General features: G+C 45.6%; 12 protein-coding genes. All 12 read left to right on the top strand.

The features are described from left to right. The 12 genes from A8806_RS01475 (at position 1) to A8806_RS01420 (ending at position 26715) form a co-directional block, all read left to right on the top strand. Entirely contained in the window at positions 1-2958 is a 2958-nt protein-coding gene (locus tag A8806_RS01475; protein WP_109729381.1) for a hypothetical protein, read from the top strand. After that, complete coding sequence (locus A8806_RS01470) at positions 2955-4778, top strand: ComEC/Rec2 family competence protein (RefSeq protein ID WP_109729380.1); 1824 nt, start codon at positions 2955-2957, stop codon at positions 4776-4778. The genes A8806_RS01475 and A8806_RS01470 overlap by 4 nt, the downstream gene beginning before the upstream one ends. 15 nt (positions 4779-4793) lie before the next feature. Beyond that, positions 4794-13670, top strand: coding sequence for a hypothetical protein (locus A8806_RS01465; RefSeq protein WP_109729379.1), 8877 nt, complete (start codon positions 4794-4796; stop codon positions 13668-13670). Between the two features lie 119 nt (positions 13671-13789). Beyond that, on the top strand, positions 13790-14215 hold the full coding sequence (locus tag A8806_RS01460; protein ID WP_109729378.1) for a hypothetical protein: 426 nt from the start codon (positions 13790-13792) through the stop codon (positions 14213-14215). A gap of 28 nt (positions 14216-14243) precedes the next feature. Further along, positions 14244-16400: a protein translocase subunit SecD gene (secD, locus tag A8806_RS01455; protein ID WP_109729377.1), complete on the top strand. Its 2157-nt coding sequence runs from the start codon at positions 14244-14246 to the stop codon at positions 16398-16400. Positions 16401-16615: 215 nt separating this feature from the next. Then, a complete protein-coding gene (locus A8806_RS01450; RefSeq protein ID WP_242995917.1) occupies positions 16616-18448 on the top strand; it encodes an LCP family glycopolymer transferase in 1833 nt (610 codons plus the stop codon). 45 nt (positions 18449-18493) lie between these two features. Then, positions 18494-20491 carry a polysaccharide biosynthesis protein gene (locus A8806_RS01445; protein WP_347559296.1) on the top strand — a complete coding sequence of 666 codons (1998 nt, stop codon included), beginning with the start codon at positions 18494-18496 and terminating at the stop codon, positions 20489-20491. A gap of 17 nt (positions 20492-20508) precedes the next feature. Beyond that, positions 20509-21717, top strand: coding sequence for a DegT/DnrJ/EryC1/StrS family aminotransferase (locus A8806_RS01440; protein WP_109729375.1), 1209 nt, complete (start codon positions 20509-20511; stop codon positions 21715-21717). Between the two features lie 68 nt (positions 21718-21785). Continuing rightward, positions 21786-22484 (top strand): sugar transferase, encoded by a 699-nt coding sequence (locus A8806_RS01435; protein WP_330405221.1) that lies wholly within the window; start codon positions 21786-21788, stop codon positions 22482-22484. Between the two features lie 17 nt (positions 22485-22501). Continuing rightward, positions 22502-23722 (top strand): glycosyltransferase family 4 protein, encoded by a 1221-nt coding sequence (locus A8806_RS01430; RefSeq protein ID WP_109729374.1) that lies wholly within the window; start codon positions 22502-22504, stop codon positions 23720-23722. Positions 23723-23741: 19 nt separating this feature from the next. Beyond that, positions 23742-24827 carry a glycosyltransferase family 2 protein gene (locus A8806_RS01425; RefSeq protein WP_109729373.1) on the top strand — a complete coding sequence of 362 codons (1086 nt, stop codon included), beginning with the start codon at positions 23742-23744 and terminating at the stop codon, positions 24825-24827. Between the two features lie 25 nt (positions 24828-24852). Continuing rightward, complete coding sequence (locus A8806_RS01420; RefSeq protein WP_109729372.1) at positions 24853-26715, top strand: hypothetical protein; 1863 nt, start codon at positions 24853-24855, stop codon at positions 26713-26715. Positions 26716-26723: the final 8 nt, after the last annotated feature.

The raw sequence follows: 26723 nt of genomic DNA, 5'->3' as shown, positions 1-26723 counted from the left end.
ATGGAACTGAGTCGTATTTATCAAGGAGAATACGGGGTTTATCAAAAGGGAGTCATGTACTGTTTTTTGAAGGGAGACTATGAGCAGTCGGTTATAGGATTGGAAGACAGCTTTTTAAAGGGGGGACGGTATCTGTTTTGCCCCAGGGAGGCGGCTGACGGCCATGTCTTGTCGGAGAAAGGAATCCAATATCTGAGAAGGTGGAACAGAGAACTTTTGTTCTTATGGGTGGAAAATCCAGAAGAAAATTATTTCGACTGGAAAGTCTTTAAGATGGAAAATACAGATGAGGTTAAAAATCTGGCATTTGGTGGATACTCCCTGACGATAAATCCCTGGGAGAGTCTTTCTGTCAGGAATGATACTTTTTTGTTTGTGTTTCCGGGAACGGGAAACTACAGTCTGTCCACTGGAAAAATCCGGCTTCTGGGGGATACCCGGGAGTTGGAATTGCATACAGCCGGAGAGGAGTGCGGAACATTTAAGGGAGCTTTTTCTGTCAGGGAGGATGCATGTGAAGACTTGATGGAGAGGCTGGATGCAGGTATCCGGCATGCTAGAATTATGGAGGAGCAGGAGGAACTGGCAAAGGAACAGGGATTTCTTTCCCAGGCAGTGAGCCGCGTATTGATCCCGGAAACTACGTTTTACACCGAATTTAAGATTACGCCCCAGGCATTGTTGGATACAAAGAGGACCAGACTTTCCTTAGCCGGCAGCAGTTTCCGGTCTTTTTTTACAACCCATACAGGCAGAGCAGTAAAATTGAAGGCGGAAGAGGACTCTGCACTGGTATTCCAGAGAAAGCCTGTCCTTGCCTACAAAAACAAAAAGGGAGAGGTGGTGACAAGAAAAAGGCTGTACCTGGGAATAGAGGGAAATTTTTCTGTGGACAGAGAAGTAAGAAAACTCTTATGTGGCCTGTCTGGAACGGAAAATATCGGACTTCAGGAGGGGGCGATGATTCAGTTTACCCCTTCTATGCCTGCGGTCTTTCCTTATGAAGAGGAGAAGACAATCCTTGGCACCACTTCCTGGATTGGTGTGTTGGGAGAGGCATTTTATTATTGCCAGCCAGAAGGGGCTGCCCTGTTTGCTGCGCCTGAAAATAAGCGACTGTGTTTTCTGGAAATACCGGCTGCCACTTTTCCTAACAAAATGCCTGCCGTTCCCATGACTCTTTTTCGGGAAATACATATGGAATCATGGGAGGACAGGGATGTTCTGGAGAAGGGACTTTATGAAAAAAGAAGAGAAATCTTAAAGAAAAAGGCATCAGAAAGAGGAGGCCTGTGGACGGAATCTATGCGCGGAGTGACACCCCAGAGCCTGATGGCGCAGGTGTCGCCCAAGGGAGAATATGAGTGGATTGGATTGGCTGACTTATCAGGAACAGGTACACTTCCAGATTTACGCTTCACCCATATCTATTCGGAACTGAGGGAAAAGTTTCAGCACAAAGAGTTTTTATATGCTATTCAGGACCCCGGAGAATTTGATAAAGCAGGACCTTCGGATGGATTCTGCTTTCTGGTGGAAGGCATCCGGTTTTTACTTTTGCCGGATTATTGGCGGGGGCAGCACACAGGCAGCAGAACAATGATCTTTCTGAAATATGCAGGAGAAAAAAGCATTGAGGAAGATCAGCGGGAAAATCTGTCATTCAGGGAAACGGCTAAAAATGCATATACAGAAGATGGGGAAGTAAAAGAGGGATGGGAGGAATTTATAGAGGCAGCGGGGGATAAAAAATTTCAGGGAATACTGGCCGTCAATGTATCGGTGTCTATGGAAGAACTGCCTCCTGAGATTGGCGTTATCATGGAGAGTGTGGAGACAGATCAATTTTATGCCTCTTATCTTGTGATCCGGGCCGGACAGATTCACAGGGAGGAACAGAAGGGGATTTATCTGGAGCAGTCAGAGATAAGCGGACTGATTGATTATACGTCAGACAAAAAGCTGGTCTATGAGAGTATGCCGCCGGATTATGATTATCTGACCCGGGAAATCAGGGTGAGGATTCAGGCAGGACATATTGTGTCATTTACAAGCAGTTCGGAAATACTGGTTAACCGGTTGTTTGAGGTCTCTGCGGTTTCAGAAGGAAATACAGACGGAAATTGTCTGATACTTCAGGGGCAGATGGCAGAAGAGGACGGGGTAAGGAAGTATCAGTATCATTTAAAACAGAGTGTCTGTTACGCCCTCTCCGGTTCGGGAATCGAAAAAGTATGGATTCAGAAAATGAACCTGACAGTGGGAGAGGAAGGAGAGGGATGTTTTGATTTGACAGGCGTATTTTCCTGCCGAGAGCTGAGCGAGGCAGATTTGCTGGGATACGGAGGGCAGGGCGCTGAAGAGGGAATGCCTTTTTACCAGCTTTTTATCAGAATGCCCAAGTCAGGCCCTATGAACATGGAATATAGTCATCTGGGATATATCAGGGAAGAAGCATCCTTGAGGGAAAATTCCTTCCCTGAAAAATTTGCAGTTTCCTTTGATTCCCTGATAGTTGAAACTTCAGGCAGGACACCTCAGGAGAAAGGGTTTCTCCCCATTACGGCGCCCCTGTCCCAGGGAGTGCCGCCGGAATGCTATCAGGGTCTGCTGTGGAGAATCCAGCTGGGCTCTCTCGGTGCCCTGGCGGATCAGGATATGATTTCAATACAGCTATTAACTGCTTTCTGGGAAGAGGACGGGATGCCCCAGTATTATGTGGGAGTAAACCTTCCGGGGGCACTATCGGGAGAAGGCGTTAAGCTACAGGGAATCTTTCAGTTAGGATTTGGCTCCATAACCCTGGAAAAGCAGGAAAACCAATACGTATTCAGACTTCACAATTTCCAGATCAAGGTGCTGGGGGCATCTTTTCCAAAAGGCAGCAGTGATATCTTTCTGTTTTCCGACGGAAAGAATGTAGGGTGGTATGCTGCATACCAGAGGGAGGAAACATGAGCGGCGTAAAAGTTACTATGCTTCCGGTTGGCCAGGGGGGCATGAATCTCATTGAAATCTATGATGATATTGGAGGCGAGGAATGTCTGGTGAACCTTACATTGATAGACTGTGGGTTTGATCGTACCAGACCAGTAAAGCTTACGTCCCTTCCGGAGAATAATAAGAAATCGGTAGAATATACAGTGGAAAAAATGAAAGAACGCCAGGATATGGGAGACGGGGTATTCCTGGATAATGTGTTATTTACCCACCGTGATACAGACCACTGGATTATGTTTGATAACCTGTGGGAAGAACTCAGCGGAGGAGAGTATTCCATCAGAAAAACCAGTCCAGGAAAGCTGATAGGTAATAAATTTATAAGTAAAGATAAGGTAGATTTATCCTATTTTATTAATACTGCCCAAAAAACATATGAGTATCAGGCAGATTTCACCAGTCCTTGTATTATGTTCCAGCCATATTATGAAATCTGGGGAAAACTCTCCTATCAGGATGATATCACAAAAACAAGTATTCATTTTATTAATAAAAGAAACAATAACGCCTGTTTGGCGAATTGGATTGACTGGGACATGAAAATCCGTTTGTTTTCAGCGAAGGAAGACTGTGACATTATGCATGCAGAACTTGTGTTTGAAGAGTCTCCAGCCAGGTTTTGTGGAACGTGGCAAAATGAGTCATTTAGCTGGACATCAGATTTACCTTTTCCTGAAAATGAATCTATGAGGAGAGAATTATTTTTGAACTTTATAAATGAAGTGGTGGGGGAAGAACTTGGATTTGAAGGAATCTTGGGTATAGGGGAGTTTCTGGATCAATTTGAGCACATATCCCGTCAGGAGATAAAGGATATTGTAGATTCTGATGATGGATATTGTGATGTAATTGAAAATGCTTATGTGGGCGGAAACCCTAATGCCAATTACACCAAAAATGCCCGTCTGTCCGGTGTTGGACTTATGCTTCAGAGACTGGAGATTCTGACAAAAAATGCAGTGATTGAAATGACGGCAGCGGCAAATATACCGTTATATGACCCTCTGAAACTGTATGTGGTGGAACGCCTTTCTGTAAAAGAATTAACTGAAATAGGGGGAGGCGTAGAAGGAGAAAGTGTATCCAGTCCTGCAATATTAAATAATGGAACTTCAGGTGTAACCGTGTTGATGAACACAGAAGATACGGAATTTCTCAAATTTTTCTTTCCGGGAGATGCCACAGTACATACTTTTTATTCAATTGCAATAAACGATGCCTGTTCAAACTTTATGAACGCAGTCTGGACAGTTCCCCATCATGGCTCTTATACGACTAATTATGGTCAGTGTCAAAATGGTGAGGGACAGACGATAGACCTGTTTCCAGCTATGCTGGGAAATACAGAGCCAGAGGCAATGGTGATATCGGCAGGTTTAAAAAGCAGTCATGGACATCCAAATTATACTATCGTGGAATGGATGGTAAATTATTGTGAGGCGATGGGTAAATCGGCGGACAGCCATAACATTTGCTTTAATAAAAGCGATACAAAATTGGGGGATTGGGCATACACTTCAAAAGAGCTTCCAATCTACACAATTCTGGAGGCAGTTGATGGGAAGCGGGAGATAGCTTATCAGGCACACTGCTTTACCTGGGACGGGGATTGTTATGAAATAGAGTATTCTAAAACAGAATACTGCAAAGCCTCTTGTTCTGAATATAAGAAGCTGGGGGAGGGTAACCAGTCACAGGATACAGAATTGCTTCGGACTCAGGGAGATGGTTCCGGCGTTCCGGTTCCGCCGGAGCGTCTGTTTGTGCGAAGACATTAGAGAAGGAGGTAGGGTATGAGGCTGGAGGAACTCTATGAGATTTTGGAAGCAGAGAAAAGGGGAGGAAGTCTGAGCGTTGGCCCGGAAATCTGTCAGGGGGCATTTATTAGATTGTTTCTGGCAGTTGGTGTCGTTACTCTGGAGGACTGTGTGATTACATTACAGTCTGAACGGGTAGTGATTAAAGGCAGGGCACCTGTCCAGAACTGGAATCACGGCGAATATTTTTCTGCAGAAATAGTATGCAGGGAGCAGGAAAAAGAGCGGATAGAGTATCAGGTGACTTTCTGGTGTGATTTAAAGGGAACCCTTCAGGATTTCTTCGGAAATGTAGGCCCTACACTCATATGGGATGAGAGGGGGCGCAGGGAGGAAAGTTATCTGGCAGCAGATTTTCCGATTTTTATGCCTGTTTTATCTTTTGACAGCGCAGCATATGATTCTTATTTTCCCCTTACTTTTTCTGGAAAAACAGAGATGCCTTCAGAACGCCATTGGGAAAAGTACGGAAATTTTCTTACAGGAATCCAGTCTGTTGAGGGAGTCGTGAATAAAGAAGGGAAGTTTAAACTGGACATTCCTTTGTTAAAATCAGTATCCGGCCTGTTTCCCTGTGGGAGGATGTCATTGCTTCTGCAAAATGGCGGGGAGTATGAGGAAAGTTTTGATTATTCTGTGATTTCAGAAGCAGGCTTGAAAATCATCCTGACACTTCCCCGGGTTTCACAGGTAGAGTTTACGCTGCCACTGTTTTCTGTTTCCCGACAATGGGACCTCCATACTTATTTCCCGGATGGATTTGGAATAGCGGATATAGTGGGTTTTTTCATGGACGTATTTGGGATTGGGGGAAGTGCAGCCTCCCTGTGTCTGCCCACGGATTTGCCGCTGAATGAGTTCAAATTATACCGGATGGACTTGGTGGCGGATCAGAAGGACCTGAGTCTGACCATGAGACGTCTGCTCATAGAATTTGCTCTCTCACAGCCCTGGAAGCTGCCCGTGCCTTATGTGACGCTGGAACACCTGAACGTAGGGTTTCAGGTGTCATTGGGGAAAACGGGGAGTTTGGGGAATATGCTGACCGCGTCAGTGGCAGGGGGCCTCAGTATTGCCCTTGGCCGCTACAGTCTGCTTATGGATCTGGAGATGAATCTGCCGAGTCTGGACTTTGTGGCACAGGCCAGGCTGGAAGGAAAATCCGCGTCGGGTCCGGGAATCCGGGATCTGGCGGAGACTTTTGGTGCACAGTTTCCGGTTTCGTGGAAAACAGATGAAAATTTATTGGGGCAGGTTACTGTTTATGGTTCCGGCAGCAGCAGAGAGTTTTCTATAGAGGCGGAAGTAGGGAACATTCTGTCCTTTTCCATCGGAAATCTGCCTGTCAATATATCCAGAATAGCGGCAGGTGCCAGGGCAGCAACTTTCCATCACAGCTTTTATTTCCAGGGGGAGATGGAATTTGGGGAAGGAGAAGATTTCTTTTCCATTTTCCTGAAAGCAGTATATGAGAATCCGGGATGGATCTTTGAGGGGGGACTATACCGTGGAGAAGTCAAGATTGGAAATCTCCTTTCCCAGATGTTCGGCGTATCGCAGACACCGGACGATATCTTTTCTTTAAAACTTAGTGTACTTAATGTTTCCTATGCTACCCAGGGAGGCATATTTTTGGTGAGTACTGCTTTTGAAGCCGGATGGAATATTACTATCCTTCAGAAGAAATTAACTCTGGGAGGCAGAATTTTGGTTGAAAAACAGGAGAAGACTGAGACAGATGTCTCAGCTTTGGCCTATATGTCTCTGGGAAGTTTCAAGATTCTGGTTCAGATTGACCATATACAGACAAAGGAAAACAGAAACTTTCTTTTCCGGGTAGAGTATGAAAAGGTGTATCTTAAGGCCGCCTGGTTTTGGCGGGAACAACATGAAATTCTATGTATCAGTCTGGGGGGAATGACTCTGGGTGACCTGGTGGAATCCCTGGTAAATATGATAAACCCAAACAAAAAGTTTTCTTTGGATGCGCCCTGGAATCTGCTGAATAAAATTGATTTGGCAAGGTTTCTTTTTGAACTGGATGCTACAGACAATCAGGCCTGGTTTTTATATCAGGCAGAGCTGGATATTGCGGGTCTGATGTACATAGATAAGCTGGGGGTCAGGTATGACATGAATACCCGGAAGATTTTCTTTGTCTTAACAGGGAAAATGCTGGGTGTCACTTACGATGAAAATAACCCTGTCACATGGGACGCCATTGACGGCCAGCCACCCCGGGAAAGCGTGGAAAATGAAAAAAAATTTGTCCTGGATTATCTGGGGATGGGCCAGCACCTGAAAAATGATGGGATTTCAGAAGCAGACAGTATAACAGAGGCAGTCCAGGCTCTGAAAGACCAGATTACGCCTCCAAAAGAACCGGGACTTCTGCCGGGGGATGTGTCTTATGATGGAGAGAGCAAATGGCTGTTTGGTGCTGACTTTACTATTAATGAAATGCTGAATATTAAGATTGTCTTAAATGATCCTGTACTCTACGGTATTCTTGCTACAGTGAAGGCAAAACCGGGAAGTGCTATGGCCTCTTTTGATGGATTTGGAATCGAACTGCTCTATAAACGGGTGACCAGTGAGGTATACATGTTCCGCGGCGAGATGATAGTTCCCCAAAAGTACAGGAGTTTTCAGCTTGGGGTGATAAGTCTCACTTTGGGGACAATCCGCGTGGAAGTCTATACAAATGGTGGTTTTTATGTGGATCTGGGATTTCCTCATAATCTGGATTTTTCCAATTCTTTTGTACTTCAGTGGAGCATTTTTACGGGAAGAGGAGGGATTTATTTTGGTGTCCTTAAGGACATTACAAGACCAAACCTTCCGTCTGTCGTAAACGGAAACTTTTCTCCCATTGTGGTTCTGGGACTGGGACTTTCTGTGGGATTGGGACGCTCCTTTGATTTGGGTATTGTAAAGGGAGGGGTATCCTTAGAGGTTTTCGGTATCTTTGAAGGAGTGGCGGCTGTTTTCCATGAAAAAGATACAGGAAAAGAAGATACTTATTATTATGTAAAAGCAGTGGCCGGAGTAGCCGGACGCCTTTTTCTGAGTGTTGATTTCAAGATTATCACTATACAGGCTTCCGCAGAGGTATCAGCTTGGGCAGCTCTCACCCTGCAGGCGTATAAAAAGACTCTGGTGGAGGTGGATTTGTCACTTAAGCTGCAGGCAAGCATTAAAATATTGTTTATAAAAATTAAATTTTCTTTCTCTTTCCATCAGCATGTGACTTTTACAATGGGTGAGGACCAGCCGGCCCCCTGGATAGAAGAAGGGGATAATAGAATGCTTCAGCCGGTGCAGGCCCGTCGGATGGCAGGGCGCCTTCAGGTGAGGCAGATAGAGGCGAGAGTAGTTCATCTGGAAATCGTCCCTATGTTTTATATACAGGAACCTTCCATTAACGGAGAACAGCAGTACGGGGCAGCATTTTTAATGATGATGGATACTGAGGGACTAAGCCGGCTTACCTCTCTTCTGACAGAGTGGATTTTATCACATTTTCCAGGTGATTCTGTGGACAGCCATGAGGCTTATGGATTATCAATGGAGCTGGCTGACACTATGACATATGAGGTTTTGGAAGGGTTTCTGGGGAAAAATCTCTCTGTGACCTATGATATCTGCAGGTTAGAGGAAAGTGGCTTACAGGATGAAAGGGAGGGGTATATATTTCCCATGCTTCCTTCACTGGCGCTTACTTTTGGTTCAGAGGGACATGAAAAAACGGTCAGGTACTGGGAAGAAATTCTGGTGGATGAGAATTATTTTAATGAGATGACCAGATACTTCACACAGTTAAATCCAGACCCCTCTTATAAAGAGGACGGAAGAAGGGAAACAGGAAGTACAGATGGTACTATGTCTGTTGCGAAAGCATTTTTTCAGGATTATTTCCGTATGTTTTTAAGGGAGATAATCGGAAGAATCCATGATATTTACCAGCAGTGCAGTACAGAAAAAGGAATTCTGGAGACTTCGGAAGAATTTCAGGTTTCTGTATCAGATTTGCTGTATCAAAATCAAAATCTTGTATTTTCAGATGGGAAAATTTTACGTTTTCCATCGCTTGAGTATAATGTGAAGGATGGAGATACCCTTGAAGATATTCGCAGGAGATATGGGGCAGACATAAATGAAATCTGGGAATCTGTGAAACATGTTACTTTTCTTCTGCAGCAGGGAAGCGGGATCCTTTTTGGAGAGGGGATTTTTGACAACAGTGTGGCGCAGCTTTCTTTGAAGGAGGCGGCGGCTGTGATTTTTGTACGCTTTTATGAGGAGTACATTCCGGAGGATATGTTCTATGCACAAGAGGTGCTGAATATGAATCCAGGGTTGGCTATGGACTGGGAAGAGACAGCTTATGGAGGAAGGAAGCTGAATCTTCCTGGCAGAGAAAGGGGGTATTATACCCTGTGCGGAGACACACCTGTGAGAATCGGTCAGTACTTGTCTTTGTTTCATGCAGAGAGAGGAGAATGGCAGAAGTGGGATGATTTTTATGATGATATCTGTAACCGGAATCCGAAAGAGGAGTACCATCCAGAGGTTCATTTTTATGTGCCAGAGGTTATAGTATACCGGGATTTAGACCTTGCCGGACTTTGTGCCAGACTTTATCCGGACAGCAAAGAGGGAAGCGGACCCCAGAATAAGATTTTTCAGGCCAGAATATTAAAAGCCAATACTCCTGTCATCATTCCCAATGCAGTATATCATACGGCAGGTACGGTTACCGTGTCCCAGGTGTTGGAAGAGCTTCCCTGTACTCTTATTGAACTGGAACAGGCTGTATCAGAGAACGGTGTATTAAAACCAGGACAGAGAATACAGGTTAAGGAAGCTGCCCTCATCAAAAAGGAGGAGATTGAAAGGCAGATCGGGGAACAGGCATCTGTGGTTGGTTCCATGCTTTCCCGCTTTTTGCTGCAGGGTCTGAAAGTGTTAGATCCGTGTACCCAAAACCGTGTGGGGGAGAGGCTTGTACCCCTCTATCAGGCACTTGGACAGCAGTTTGCCATAGAAAATAAAGATGTGGCTTTGAAGGTGGCTTCTTTAGAGCCAAATTGTACATGGGTGGAACAGGGAGAGAAGCAGATAACCATGTTATGGGAGGAGATTGCCAAAAAGCTTCCTGCCGGGGATTTTTCAGCCTTGCCAAAGGCGTTCATCCAAATGGAGGATTTTTTAGTGTCACCCCAATATTTTACTATTTCAAAGACGGCATCTTATTACAGAGGGCAGGAAGTCTTTACCATTCAGAAATTTTCCGAAGCTATGGAAGAAGTGCTGCATACAGGCAAGAGCGCACCGCAGCTGAGGGATGAAGAAGGTATCCAAAAGAGTGCCATGTGGGGATGTCTGATCCCTTTGGAAATCGGGTTGTGTCAGGAGGAAGGAATATTTAACGTCTATGGTGCAGATGCCGGGAAACGTCTGATTCTCCATGAACTTCTGGGACTTACAGGAGCAGAACTTCATTTTATGTATCAGGCATCTGAGGTCAGTAAAGGAGAGCAGAATTTTCAGGAATATGAGTGGTCTGCCGAGGAATCTTTTCTGGCTAAGACAAATCTTTCTGTGGAAACCCATATGGAGCCTCTGGGTGTTCTGTCAGAGGCAGGAACAGGTTCTTATACTGCTGATTTGACGCAGCCAAAAGATATGCTGCGGCTTTTGTGGGAGTGCAGTACAGTAGGCGGCGGAGGTTATTATTTCAGGCTGAAAACGGCAGATAATGGTACACTGCCCAGAGATATTTTCAATGAAGACGGTGGGGGGACTTTGTGGCTGCTGGTGGAATGCATGGAATATTCCCCAATTGCGGCATATGTAAACTGTGCTGTTACCAGAGTCTCTTCGGGAAAGAAAAAGACTCTTACGTTGATGACAACGGATTTGGAACAGCAGATAATGATTCCCCGGTTTCCTGTGGGATGTATCGGCCTTTCAACTGATGCGTCTGTTCCTCCTGAAGAAGATACCCCGGAAGCTTATATGCGCAGGTTGTACCAGATAGTCGGTTATCAGCTGCGGGAAGTATCCGGGCGGTATGAGGGAAGCAACTTATCGGCGCCCATAGTTCCCAGTGAAGAGAATGGGAGGTGGATATACCGTCCTGTTGTACCTGTTTACAGGTATATTTCAGGAAAAGGGCAGGAAAATCCTTATCTTGCTGTGGGAAAACCGGGAAAAATCGCTCTGGAAGTCAGAGATGTTCTGGGAAATTTCCTGGAAATGGGAGAAACGGGATTTGTACCCAGTTACAATGATGTCCTGATTGGTACAGGCCAATGGGCCGGAGCAGGTCTTTCTTATGAGATTACAGGGACTGTGGAGTCCCCTGTACTTCGTCTGTATTTTGAAACTTCTTTTGAAGAAAAGTGGGGAGAGGAGCTGGCACAGTTTCAGAGGAAAGCCTTCTGGCAGCTTCAATGTGAGGATATTGAAGTGGAACTGGATTCTCCAGTTAATGATGCCTCCTATCGGTTCTCGGAGCTGAAGCAGGGAGATAAGACGTACCTGGAACTCCTCAGAGAATATGCAGATGCCCTTGCATGCTATTTAGAGGGAGAAGAAATTCCAAAACCGGAAACATGGCATCTTGATTTTTTATTGGATTTGGACAAATACCCGCTGCCGGACAGTGTTTTTAAGTTAAAGGGAGTACTGACAGTGAAAAGAGATGCGGGATTGGCAAAAGAACCTGCGGTGAGAGAAGGGAGTTCGGTAGTCTGGCCTCGCTGTGAAGAGAGTTCGATTTCTTTCTGTGAGGAAGCATCCAGAGTGCTCCCGGGCCTGCTGTTTGCCCGGAAAGCCCAGGGAGATAGTGAATTCTACGGGATTACATATGGCAGGGACGGCTTTTTAAAAGAGTTGGGAATACAAAACTTTACTTATTATTATGGCGAAAATCAGGAAAACAAGGTGGAGGCACCGGAATTTTATGCGCTGAGACCTTTATACCCTGGCCTGCTCAGCCGCAGGGCAAAAGTCAGGAGCCTTCTGGGGGATAAAACTTTTGACATTTTGTTTACTAACCGGGACATTTCGGATGTGGATATGGAAATCTGGGCTGTCAGCTTTTTAGAAGATTTGGAGTCGCTTCTTCTGCCAGAACAGGTTCTGAGAGCCGGTCTGCTTTGCAGAGACAGTATGAACCGCCTTGTAGAGGCAAAAGGCAGGCTGGCGGAGGCCATAGCAGAACAGGTTATGCCGCTCAGGCCGGAAGGACGTCCAGGGGGGACAGAACTAAAAAAGAATGTGGCGGACAGGCTGAAACGTTCTTTAAAAGACGGATATCTTATGGATGTTATCGCTGGATTCCATTTAACTATGAAGGCAAAAGAACACTGCCGGTTGACGGCTATGACGAAAGAGGGACTCACAGATACGCAGGTCACAATGGGGAAGGCAGATACATCAAAAGAAGAGATTTATTTATTTTTCACTAATAGTTTTCGAGGGAAGAGTATTCCTTTGACAGCGGATATCCTAATGCCTGAGCTGGAATATCATATCGAGAAGGATGGAGGATATGAAAGCTCAAAGTGGCTGAAATTTGTAACCCCTATAGAACTTCCGGTGCCAAAAGACAGAAAACATTTGTTGGAATCTGACATTGATCTTCCCAATCCGTTGAAGTCATGTCCCCAGCCTCCTGTTTTGGAGCGACATAGTTGCAGAATAGGATTTTCAGAGTCAGAAATGGACAGGGGGAGAACGTTAGACCATATGAGTCCGAGAGCAGGATGGGATTACAGTTTGTCTTTGAGATATCTCTGGAGAGAACAAGATACCTTGCTTATCCGTGTTGTGTTTGAGAGTCTTTCCACTCTTAAGTATGCGCTTTTGGAACAGGATTTATTTGATGTTTTAGCAGAATATAGTTTGGTAAAAGAGGCACTCTGGGATGGACTTAAGTCACCGAATGAGATTCTTTACAGGAACGCATATACCAGCTTTGCAGAGTTGGCGGAGCATGCAGCTGGGGTGTGGAAGGAATGGCTGGAAGGGGGAGCACAGATATTAAACGGGGACAATCCTGCTGGCGGGCAGGCATATTCATGCAGTGTCCGGGGAACCATGACACCTTCCGGATTTCAGTTCAGGCTGGAATCAAGTGAGGAAGGTCTGGAATTTTTAGAAAAGATGCATATACAGACTCCTCTTCTGGAAATTGAGAGAGAGGAAAGTTCAGGAGAGACAGAGATTCGATTTGTAATGAAATGTCTTCCTCTTTACCAGTGCGCCCAGGCAGAGCCTCAGGTGAGAATTGTACGCAACCAGAATTTGCTGTTTGACAAAACTAGGGGAAAATATCTCCCTGTCTGTGAAGAATTTATATACCGGACCCCGTTTGTCTCCATTCCTGCATTGGGGGTTTCAGGTGAGTATACAGGAGAATACCTTCTGGGAACCGTGGAGTCAGAGGCAATCACACAGAGCCATATGGAAAGGGCAGTATCTCTTCTGTTTGATGCCCTGCAGTTGGAAAATGAATATCTGACGGTGGTGCTGTCGGTATCGTACTATTACGGTCTGGATAAAGGGAAAGAGCAGCCCAGGATACTGCTTCCTGTGACACTTCTTCCCATGACAGAAACCACAGACGAATCAGGCAGATCTCGGATATTTATAGAGAATCTGGGAGCAGATTTGTATTTCTGGTATAAAGAAGAAAAACCTGTTACTAACTGTTGCGGGCTTCTGTTCGATTTAAAAGTATATCAGCGCAATGGGGAGCGGCAGATACTGCACTTTTCAAACCTGAATGTAAAATTCATTCTTAGGTCGGATTTCAAGGTAAGTGCAACCTTATTAGAGTAAAATAATCATTGCACACCTATAGTGGGAAGAGTGTATGCTATTAATTAATAGTTGTGCGGAGAGGGAAGACTCGTTATAATGAACCTATAGATCGAATAAAAAGGTAAAGGAGGAGCACTATGAAGACTAAGGCAATAAAATTAATGAAAATTATAGTTCTGGTACAGATTGTGCTCCTATGCCTTTTTATTGAGAGTGACCGCAGGCCGCATAATGTAACAAACCATGTGCAGTCTGAAACAGGCTCCGGCAGTGAGCAGACGGTTCTAGATTCAGGGAACCGTTTGGCTTCGGGCATGCCCGATGTCCTGCCGGCAGCAGAATCAAGAAATGTCTCAAGTATCAGAACGGGCAGACCGGAAGAAGAGTCTGTCCTGATTTTCTTTAATCTTTTTTTAGTTTTCTCAATGCTTTTATTTCTGCCGGATGGAAGAGTGTGGTCTGCCATTCAGTCTGTCAGCATGGCTTTTCAGAGCTATGCCATGCATCAGATACGAATACTCCAGTTAAGGGATGGAAAAAAGAAGGGGTTCTTTTATTCTTAAAATGAAAATAGAATAGGAGGACTTTACTTTGAAAGTAAATAAAAGAAATATATGGATTGTGCTGTGTGTAATTGCAGTATTCCTTTATGCTGCCATTTTCGGGCTGGGCAGTGACTTTAAGGGCGCAAAAGATATGCGTTTCGGGATTGATATCCGGGGCGGTGTAGAGGCTGTTTTCGAGCCGGAAGGAGTGAAAGGAATTCCGTCAGCGGAAGATATGGAGTCCGCCAGAACTGTTATAGAAAACAGGCTGGATGCACAGAATATTCTGGATAGGGAAGTTACGGTTGATAAAGAGCATGGAAATATCATCGTCAGGTTCCCGTGGAAATCGGATGAGAAAGAATTTAATCCGGAGTCTGCAATCGCAGAGCTGGGAGAAACGGCGAGGCTGACTTTCCGTGATCCGCAGGGGAAGGTTCTGGTAGAAGGTCAGCACGTGGCAGACAGTTCCGTTGTAAAGAACCAGCAGACGGGAGCCTATGAGGTATCTCTCCAGTTTGATAAAACAGGGGCCGATGATTTTTATAAGGCAACAAAAGAACTGACAGGGCAGCCAATTGGGATATATATGGATGAAGATATGATCTCCAACCCAGTCGTGCAGGAAGCAATTCAGGGAGGAGAAGCTGTTATCAACGGCATGAAATCTCAGGAGGATGCCAAGGCACTTTCGGAGAAAATCAATGCTGGTGCGCTGCCGTTTTCCCTGAAGACAACCAACTATAATACAATCAGTCCGACTCTGGGAAGCGGTGCATTGAGAGCCATGACAATGGCGGCCGCGACTGCATTTATTCTCGTCTGTATCTTTATGATCCTGTATTACCGGCTTCCGGGATTCATTGCGTGTCTGGCGCTGGTATTCCAGATGAGCCTTCAGGTACTGGCACTTTCGGTTCCGCAGTATACCCTGACTCTTCCCGGGATCGCCGGACTGATTTTGTCCCTGGGAATGGCCGTGGATGCCAATGTCATCATAAGCGAGCGCATCGGTGAGGAAATCCAGAAGGGCAGCAGCCTGAGAACGGCCGTGAGAAAAGGATATAAAAATGCTTTTTCATCGGTGCTGGACGGAAATGTAACAACGGCGGCAGTTGCGGTGATCCTGATGATATTTGGTTCAGGAACGATGCTGAGCTTTGGGTATACCCTGCTGTCAGGGGTACTGATCAATTTAGTAGCTGGTGTCTGGCTGTCAAGGACGATGTTGAGTTCAGTACTCCTTTATCCGAAGTTCCAGAACCAGAAGTTGTTCTATATAAAGAAAGTGAAAAAGCCGATTGATTTTCTTGGCAAAAGAAAGGCCATCTTTCTCTTTACTGCCGCTGTGCTTCTGACGGGCACGGTCATCAGTGCAGTCCGGGGTGTGACACTGGATACCCAGTTTACGGGCGGAGTCATCTTAAAATACACGTGTGACAAGACTCCGGATATCAGTAAGACATCTGCGGCGGTGGAGGCGGTTCTGAGCCGTCCGGTCAGTGCACAGGCAGGAGAAGATTTTGTCTCCGGGCAGAAAAAACTGGTACTTAATCTGGGAGGCAATCAGGGAATCACACCAGAAGAACAGGCGAAGGTACTAAAAACGATACAGGAAACAGAGCCGGATCAGAAATACCAGTCATCCGAGACTTATGCGGTGGAACCGTATATTGGGGCACGCGCACTGAAAAACTCAGTGATCGCCATCGTCCTTGCTGCATTGTTTATCGTGGTGTACATCAGGATCCGTTTCTCTGCGCTGTCAGGGCTTTCTGCGGGCGTGTCCGGAGTGATCGCACTGATGCACGATGTGTTTATTGTATTTTTAGTATTCGGTGTGTGCAAAATACCTTTGAACGATGCGTTTGTATCGGTAACCCTGACGATCATTGGATATTCGATCAATGACACCATCGTCCTATATGACAGGATCAGGGAACATATGAAAACACACACGAAAGAAGGGCTTGTGCCTCTGGTCAACAGAAGTATCACGGAAACACTGGGGCGGTCAGTGAACACAGCATTCACGACAGTGCTCTGTGTGGCAATTGTGCTGGTATTTGCGGTCATCTATAATATAGAATCAATCAAAGTATTTGCACTGCCTATGCTGGTCGGGATGATCAGCGGATGCTATTCATCCATATGCATTGCAAGTGCAGTGTGGGTGACGTGGAAAAACAGGAAGAATCCTTAACTTTTTTTGAAGAAACATTCATAATGTTGCGAAAATTGCAGAAAAATGCTATTATGTCTGGGTACTCTTGTCGATTAAGGGTACGCAGACATTTTTAAACAGATTTCATTTAAAAAGTCTGCCTGTATTTTACACAGTCATATAGAAAGAAGCAGCCGGAAAAAGCGAACTATCGACTTTTCCGGAAACATAAAGACAGGGAAGGGGCGGAACCAATGGGCCAGAATAAAATGAGTGAGAGCGAACGGGAAGCATACAGGCGGGAGCAGGCAAGAAAGCGCCGCAGGATGGAAGAAAAGCAGAGTGCGGGCGGTGCCGACGGCACCCCAAAGAGAAATCCGAACCGGAGCGCCGGAGAAGGTGCAAAGAGAAATCCAAACAGGAGTACGGGCGAAGGCGCTAGGAAAAATCCGAACCGCAGCACCGCGGAAGGGGCAAAAAGGAAACCGAACCGCAGCAGTGCCGGAAGCGGAACAGGCAGGAGTGCGAACAGTGCGAAGAGCGGTCCGGGCAGAGGCGGGAATCCGGCTAAGGGTACACCGGCGGGAAGAAGCCGGAGTAATTCAGGAGGAAAGAAGAGAGCATCTAATAAGGTAAGTAAAGAAGTCGGGATCATTCTCTGTGGAATCCAGTTTGCGGTAACGCTTGTGTTCATCGCGGCCCTGTTTGTGCTGAATATGCTGCCGATGAAGTATCTGGGAATTATCATCGGTGTACTTGTATTTCTCTGGGTCATTCCGCTTGCAAGCCAGTTGATCTCGAAGAAGAAGGCAATTGCGGGTAAGGTTCTCAGTGTGCTGATGTCCATTGTCCTTGTAATGGGTTCCTACTATATATTTAAGACAAACGGAACCGTGAAAGCGATCAGCGGCGGTGACAAAAAGGTAGATAAGATGGTAGTAGCCGTGTTATCAACGGATGCAGCCGAGACAATCGAGGATGCCGCAGGCTATGACTTTGGTGTCCAGTATGCCATGAAGGGCGACGATGTAAAAGCCACGGTAGAAAGTATCGATAAGGAAGTCGGCAGCGACATTTCCACGACTGAGTACAAGAGTCTGAATGAGCAGGCGACTGCCCTGCATGACGGAAATGTGCAGGCAATTATCTATAATGATGCCTATACCGCGATTCTGGAAGAGGCGTTCGAAGGATACAGTGACAATGTGAAAATCATTTATTCACATGAGATTACGAGTAAGCTGGAGAATGCAGCGGCAAAAGTTGAAGTGGATAGTGACTGCTTTACCGTTTATATCAGCGGTATTGACGTGTATGGAGCGATTGAGACGAACAGCCGCAGCGACGTGAATATCATCGCAACTGTGAATCCGACAACGCACCAGATCCTTCTGGTTACGACGCCTCGTGACTATTATGTGGAGATTCCGGGAATATCGGGCGGACAGAAGGATAAACTAACTCATGCGGGGATTTATGGAGTGGATGCTTCTATGGCAACTCTGGCACAGCTTTATGACACAAAGATTGATTTTTATGCAAGGGTGAACTTCACATCTCTTGTCCAGATGGTCGATGCACTGGGTGGTGTCGATGTTGTGTCTGAACAGGGATTCACGACAAGTGAGGATTCAGGACTTGTCATGAATGTGGTACAGGGGGAGAATCACTTTAACGGGCAGCAGGCGCTTGCATTCTCAAGAGAAAGAATGAATGTGGACGGCGGTGACTTCCAGAGGGGAAGAAACCAGCAGGCTGTCATTACTGCAATGATTAAAAAGGCAATCTCACCGGCGATCCTTACCGGTGCAAACGGAATTTTAAGCAGTGTGAGCGGTAATGTGGATACGAATATGTCACAGGCACAGATACAGGAACTGATCAAAAGCCAGCTCTCTGACGGAGCGGCATGGAACATCAAGTCACTGGCCGCAGAGGGAACAGGGGACGATCAGGAATGTTATTCTTCACCGGGAAGTATCCTTTATGTCACACAGCCAAATCTCGATTCTATCAATACGATAAAACAGGCGATTGACGCTGTAGAGAAGGGAGAAATTCTTCCGGATTCAGAGGTTGCCCAGTAAACGGGCGGCCTTTGGAATCTGAAAGATACGGAATAATAAGATATGATGAAACTTTTAAGAAAGTGGGACCTGTCTGTTATATACAAAGTTTTTTTAGTGCTTCTGGATATTTTATTTATCAACGTAAGTTCTTTTCTTGCGTTATGGGTCCGCTTTAACATGCACATCACGGAGATACCGGGTGAATATTATACCTCTGTCTTAGAAGTGGCCGTCGTCAATACTATCGTCACGGTTATTATTTTTGCAATGTTCCGGCTTTATACCAGCCTCTGGAGATTTGCAAGCATCAAGGAACTGGTATATATCATCGAGGCGTGCATGGTGTCGGTACTTTTCAATCTTCTGGCTTATTTCCTGACATACCGGATGATTTACAGAAGTTATTTTCTGCTTTATGGTACGGCGCTGTTCCTGCTTACCTGTGTAAGCCGTTTTTCCTACAGGCTCATGCGCCTTTTGTACCGTGGGAATATCCACGGCAGACATGTGCGCAACACGATGATTATCGGTGCGGGAGAAGCCTGTAATGTAGTGATGAAGGAACTGGAACTGAGCACGGAACTGGATGCCAAGATCTGCTGCGTGATTGATGATAACCCGAGAAAGCAAGGAACATTTATCCACGGAGTAAAAGTAGTCGGCGGCAGAGATGTCATACTGAAGTATGCAGACAAATATGATATTAATGAGATCATCATTGCCATTCCGAGTGCGGACAAACGGGAACGCCAGAAGATTCTGGATATCTGCCAGAAGATACCGGCCTGTGACCTGAAGATCCTGCCCGGTGTTTACCAGCTTGTCAACGGCGAGGTGACGGTCTCAAAGCTTCGTAATGTAGAGATTGAGGACCTGCTCGGAAGAGACCCGATTCAGATAACGACAGAGAAGATTGGCCGTTACGTCTCCGACAAAGTAGTCCTGGTCACAGGCGGAGGCGGAAGCATCGGCAGCGAGCTCTGCCGCCAGATTGCGGCAAACGGGGTAAAACAGCTGATTATATTTGACATCTATGAGAATAATGCCTACGATATCCAGCAGGAACTGAAGTCAAAATATCCGAATCTGGACCTTGTCGTGCTGATCGGCTCTGTCAGAAACGGACGTAAGGTAAACAGCGTCTTTGAAAAATACCGCCCGGATATCGTCTACCATGCTGCGGCGCACAAACATGTGCCTCTGATGGAGGACAGCCCGAATGAAGCGATTAAGAATAATGTATTCGGCACCTATAAAGTAGCACTGGCATCCGACAGGTACGGAGTTGAGAAGTTCGTCCTGATCTCTACAGACAAAGCGGTCAATCCGACAAACATCATGGGAGCGTCCAAGAGAATGTGCGAGATGATCATACAGGTGTTTAACTCCCGTTCGAAAACAGAGTTCGTTGCAGTACGGTTTGGAAATGTTCTGGGAAGCAACGGCAGCGTGATTCCTCTGTTCAAGAAGCAGATTGAGGCGGGCGGCCCGGTCACAGTCACACATCCGGACATTATCCGGTACTTTATGACGATTCCGGAAGCCGTATCTCTGGTCCTGCAGGCAGGCGCGAGTGCAAAGGGTGGAGAAATCTTTGTGCTGGATATGGGGCAGCCAGTCAAGATCGTTGATCTGGCGAAAAACCTGATCCGTCTTTCGGGATACACTTTGGGGACGGATATTGAGATTAAATATACGGGTCTTCGTCCCGGCGAGAAACTTTATGAAGAACTGCTGATGGCAGAGGAAGGTCTGGAAAGCACAGAGAACGAGAAGATCCATATCGGGAAACCGATTGATTTTGACGAAGAGGAATTTCTCAGGGATCTTGAAGATCTTTACAGAGAAGCCTATGCGGAAACCGATCAGATGAAACGGATCGTGCATAAAATCGTTCCGACTTATCATTTACGGGAAGCAGATATCATCCGGGACCAACAGATACAGGCAGGCTGGAAAAAGGAATTTACAGATACGAGGTCAAAGCTTCCAAGTGCGTTTTTAAGCCGCAGCGCAGCTGACTCAGATGTGCAGCCGGAAGAAACGGAAACAGGGAATTAAGAAAGAAGGAAAAAACGATGAGGGTACCATTTTCACCACCGGATATTACAGAAGAGGAAATCGCAGAAGTGGCAGATACACTGAGGAGCGGCTGGATTACGACCGGCCCGAGGACAAAAGAGTTTGAACGGAAGATCGCGTCTTACTGCCGGACTCAGAGGGCAGTCTGCCTGAATTCTGCCACTGCGTGTCTGGAGATGACTCTCAGAGTGATGGGGATCGGACCCGGAGATGAGGTGATCACGACTGCATATACGTATTCAGCTACATGCAGCAGCATCTGCCACGCGGGGGCGACCCCCGTTCTGGTAGATACACTGCCGGGCAGATATGAGATGGACCCGCAGAAGGTGCGGGAGGCCGTAACAGAGCGCACAAAGGCAATCATCTGTGTCGATCTGGCAGGGATCATATATGACAGTTATGATGAAATCTTTCAGATTGTTGAAGAGAAAAAGGCATTGTTCCATCCTTCCTGCGAAAGACAGGAGGCGCTTGGCCGAATCCTTGTCATGTCAGATGCGGCCCACGCTTTCGGTGCGGAGGCGGACGGAAGAATGTGCGGCCAGATTGCAGATTTCACCTGCTTTTCTTTCCATGCAGTGAAGAACCTGACAACCGCGGAAGGCGGGGCAGTGACGTGGTCTGAGACAGTGACAGCTGCAGGAATAGACAGTGAGGAACTGTATCAGGAATATATGCTCTTATCCCTGCACGGCCAGTCGAAAGACGCACTTGCCAAGACACAGGCGGGGGCATGGGAGTACGATATTGTCGCTCCATACTTTAAATGCAATATGACGGATATCATGGCTGCCATAGGGCTTGTCCAGATTAAACGGTATCCGAATATACTGAAGCGAAGAAGAGAGCTGATCAGGCAGTATGACGAAGCTCTGAAAGGCTGCCCGGTCAGTCTCCTGAACCACTATGGGGAGTCCCATAAGTCCAGCGGACACCTATATCTGGTACGTGTGCTTGACAAATCACGTAAAGAATGTAACAATATGATTACAAAAATGGCTGAGGCGGAGATTGCGACGAATGTCCATTATAAGCCATTGCCATTACTGACGGCATATAAGAATATGGGATTTGATATCAAAGACTTCCCGAATGCATATGCCCAGTTTGAAAATGAAATCACACTGCCACTGCATACATGCCTCACAGATGAGCAGCTGCAGTTTACAGCGGAGACATTCCTCAGCCTTTTAAGGGAATAAAAGGTAATAAGGCGTAACTGGTTCGTACCATGAACAGTTACAATCAAGAATAACAGGAGTTAATTATTATGATGCCACAATGGAACCAGTTGCCGGAGTCCATGCGCAATGGACATGTGAGACCATATTATGAAAGATTAGTGAGAAAGAAGTCCAGCCTGCGTCTGAAACGCATGGTGGATTTCTTTCTTGCACTTGTTTTAACAGTTGTCTTGTCACCGGTCATGGCAGGACTTGCGGTATGGATAAAATTAGACAGCAGGGGACCTGTTTTTTACAGACAGGAAAGGATAACACGATATGGGAAACCATATCGTATTTTCAAGTTCAGGACTATGGTTACAGATGCCGATAAAAAGGGGCCATTAGTTACAAAAAAGCAGGATGACCGGATCACAAGGGCGGGAAAGATGCTGCGAAAGTGCCGGCTGGATGAGCTTCCTCAGCTTTTTAACGTGCTGGCCGGGGATATGTCATTTGTCGGGACCAGGCCGGAAGTGAAAAAGTATGTGGACCGGTACTCAGAGGAAATGATGGCGACACTGCTGCTTCCCGCCGGTATTACTTCAAGAACAAGCATTCTGTTCAAGGATGAAGATGAGAAGATGGAAAAATACCAGCTGGAGACCGGAAAAACAGTTGACGATGTTTATGTAGAACATATCCTGCCGGTGAAGATGAAGTATAATCTACAGTACCTGAAGAAATTCAGCGTCTGGGGAGATTTTAAGATTATGATAGATACGGTTCTGGCTGTGATTAGATAGAGAGGGGCAGATAAAGGATGAAAAAAATAGCAGTGATTACGATGGGGGTCAGACTAAACGGGGAAAAAGGGTATACACGATTCCGTTATCTCTGTGATTTCCTGACAGATGCAGGCTACCAGGTTGATTTGATAACGACGACTTTTCAGCACTGGGAGAAGGCACAGCGTGATATAGAGAAGATTAAGAATGAAGACTATAAATTCGGAATCAAGTTCATCTACGAACCCGGATATAAGAAAAATGTGGACTTAAAGCGGATACAAAGCCATAAGACTGCGGCAAAGAATCTGACGGAACTGCTCGAGAAGGAGGGCGGCTATGACCTGCTGTATGCAGAGATACCACCAAATGACGTGGCGCTTGCAGCGGCAGAATATGCAAAGAGAAAAGGGATTCCTTTTGTGGCTGACGTTAACGACCTGTGGCCGGAGGCGATGCGCATGGTGCTGGATATCCCGGTGATCAGCCCGATTCTGTTCTATCCACTCCAGAGAGATGCGGAAAAGGTGTATTCACTGGTATCCGGTGTGATTGGGACTTCAGACGAGTACAGAGACCGGCCGTTCCAGAATCAGAGCAGGTCCGTACCAAAGGCGACAGTATATGTAGGAAATGAAATTGCCGTATTTGACAAAGGTGCGCAGGACAATGATGAAGTCGTGGTAAAGCTGGATGGTGAGTTCTGGGTAACTTATGCGGGAACAATCGGGACAAGCTATGACATTCGAACGATGGTACTGGCTGGCGAAGAACTGGCGAAGAGAGGCCATAAAGATATCCACATTAAGATTCTGGGCGGCGGTCCCATGAAAGAGGAGCTGGAAATGCTGGCGAATGACAGGCAGATATATAACGTGGAATTTGTAGGGTACGCCCCATATGATAAGATGGCGGCATACCTTAAGAAGTCCGATATTCTGGTGAACTCATTTGTGCGCAAAGCACCCCAGAGTATTGTTACAAAAATAGGAGACTATCTGGCTGCGGGCAAAGCTATGATCAATACATGCATGAGTCCGGAATTCCGCAATAAGGTAGAAAAGGACGGATTTGGTATAAACATAGAGCCAGAGGATGTCAACATTCTGGCGGATGCCATTGAACAATTATATGAAAACGAAGACCAGCGCCTTGAGATGGGCAAAAAAGCCAGACAGATTGCGGAAGAGCAGTTTGACAGGCCTAAGGCATACCGGAAGATTGAAGAACTGATCAGGGGACTGGTTAAAAAATAGGATACAAAGAGGTACATCTATGGATAAAACAGAGGTAAAAAGCCCTTTTTTTACAATCGTCATGCCTGCTTATGGTGTGGAGAAATATATTGACCGTGCAATCACCAGTATACAGGAGCAGACATTCGGTGACTGGGAGATTCTGGTCGTGGATGACTGTACGAAGGATAAGAGTGGAGAGATCGCAGAAAGGTATGCATCTGAAGATTCGCGCATCCGGGTGATCCACCATGAAGTGAACCAGGGGTTAAGCCCGGCGCGGAATACAGGGACACAGGCCGCTTCCGGAAAATATATCTGGTATATGGACCCGGATGACTATGCAGACGCAGACCTGCTGGAACAGGTATATGCATCAATTGAGCGGAATCCCGCCCAGGCGGTGCTGTTTGGACATGTAGAAGAGTATTACGACAAAAAAGGTGTTCTGCAGTATACCCATTCTATCTGTCCGTCAGAGCATTACTATAAGACGGCCGCGGAGTTCAGGCCCCGTGTGATAGAACTGGAACAGCAGACTCTGTATGGGTATGCATGGAACAAATTTTATCTGCTTGATTATATCCGTGAGATGAAGCTGGAATTTGAAAATATAAAATTAATCGAGGATATCACGTTTAACGTCAAATATTTTATGGATGTGGAGACTGTAAACATACTGCCGGTGACACCATACCATTACGGAAAACGAATGGAAGCAAATCTGACGAATAAGTTTGTGCCGGATTACTTTAAACTGCACAGACAGCGGATCGAGATGTTGTTTGACCAGTTTTCCTACTGGGAGATCTGTACAGAGGAAATTCGTAGTATCCTTGGAAGCCTGTATGCAAGATATATCCTATCCGCCTTGGAAAGAAATTGCGATAAAAGGTCCGGCATGAATCACGCCCTGCGGTACAAGTGGTGCAGGGCCGTGTTTGCCCAGGGACTGTTTAATGAACTTATACCCGTGGCAAGGGCAAAAAAAAGCCTGGCACTTCGGATCGCTCTGGTATTATTCAGGTATAGAAGGGCAATGCTCTGTTTAATGATGGGACGGGGGATATATATTGTGCGGAAGTTTTTGCCTATGGTTTATTCGAGGGTGAAATCGGGGCGGTAAAATAAAACTATACAGGAGATAGAAAATGGAACAACGTAACAAAGGATGGTTTAAAGGAGCCATACAGTCGATATGTAGAAACAAATATATATGGCTTGCATTTGCTATAGCATTTTTGCCGAGACTTTTTTTTGCGCTTCAGTCTGACCCTGTATCAATTGGCGGGGATGAGATTTTTGCGATGGGACCTGCAGCGAAGCTGATGGGGTATGACTGGAGTGGAGTTATGCAGAACTACCGGTACTATGGGTATGGGTACACTATGCTGTTGATTCCTTTTTTTCAGTTGTTCCATAATCCGGTATTATTATATCGTATGATAGTCTTACTAATGGCTGTGGCACAGAGTGCTAGTGCGCCTATTGCATATCATTTGATGAAAAAATATCTGAATGTGGAGAATGAGAAGATATTGTGTGTTTCTTCTATATGTTGTTCTTATCTGGTAGCAGTAAGAGCGGTTTATACATACCCGGAATTTATATATGTTCTGGTTATGTGGCTGTTGGCTTGGGTATTGTTGCGATTGAATACCTGTGCAGATGACAGAAAGAAAAAGATTGCATACACGGTTCTCCTTGTTTTGGTACTGTTCTATGCATCAACGGTACATTCTCGTGCAACGGCTGTATGGATTGCAGTGGTATTTGGAATTGTTTATTATGGATGGGTGTATCGGAAATCTTTAGTATCGATTCCAGTTTGCCTTATTATGGGGGCTGTGGGATTTGTGGTAAGTCAAAAGGGAATAGAGGCAGTATTAGCATATTTTGTGAACGCATCCAGTTCCGATGTGTCTAACACAGGAGTTTCATTCTCAATGGGATATTTGTTGGAGGATGTAAAATCATGGCCTGCCTGGGTGAATATTATTATAGGGCAATTGAACGAAGCTATTATTGTAACCGGAGGATTGGCAGTGTTTGCAGTTGTTGCTATTCTGATTCTTTTATGGAAAGGTCTAAGAAGAGCAAATAATGAAATGGCAGTGGTTCAGAAAATGAGCCCATATGTTTTGATTGGAAGCGTATTCTTAGCTGCTGTACTTGTTACAATTGGCGGACAGTCGATCAGCTGGCTTGGCGGAGTGACAAATGCAATGTTTTATGGGGGCGATCCAGATGCATATCGGGCAGTGGCTTATTTTCGCTATTATGCCGCATATGTTGGTCCTTTGTTAATGATTGGAATATCCTTTTTTTATCATAAAAGAGAAACAATTGGTAAATTATATCCGGTTGTCTGCGTGATTACAGGCTTGCTTCAGGGATATTGGGTTCTGTGTATCTTACCTTATATTAGTGATTTTAATGGGAGCTGCTGGGATTTTGCACCATTTTCATTAACCAGAGGGTTTGTAGATGAGATTAGGCTTCGTACCTATCTGCCGGCTACATATTTAGTATTTCTGGTACTAATCATCAGTTATATACTATACAGAAAAAACAAAACACAGCTAATACTCGGAGTACTATGTGTTATATTGATCTATTCTTATTGCTATAACGCGGTGTATCATGAGGGATACCGCGGACAAAAAAATTATTCTTATGTAGACGACAGTGTGCAGCTTCTTAAAAACTTAGAAAAAGAAGGAATATTACCTGATAAAATATATGTTGAGGATGCGAGTGTGGATGGGACAGGACAGCAGACTAAATACCTTTACCAGTTTTGTATGCTGGAAAAACCAGTCGTTTCTGAAGCGCCGCCGGAAAAGAAAACGGAAGCTGTCTTTTTGTGCCAGAATCCAGAAGTGTGGTCAGAACTTATAGATGACGGATATGTATATGGTAAAATAGCAGAACATGAATACATTTATGTGATTGGAGAGCAGCTAAAGGAAAAGATAGAAGAAACTGGTATAACATTATCAGCTGTTTATTAAGGGTGGAA

The sequence above is a fragment of the Faecalicatena orotica genome (assembly GCF_003149245.1).
GTDB classification, from domain to species: Bacteria; Bacillota; Clostridia; order Lachnospirales; family Lachnospiraceae; genus Faecalicatena_A; species Faecalicatena_A orotica.
This window is presented reverse-complemented; position numbering and strand designations above follow the sequence as displayed.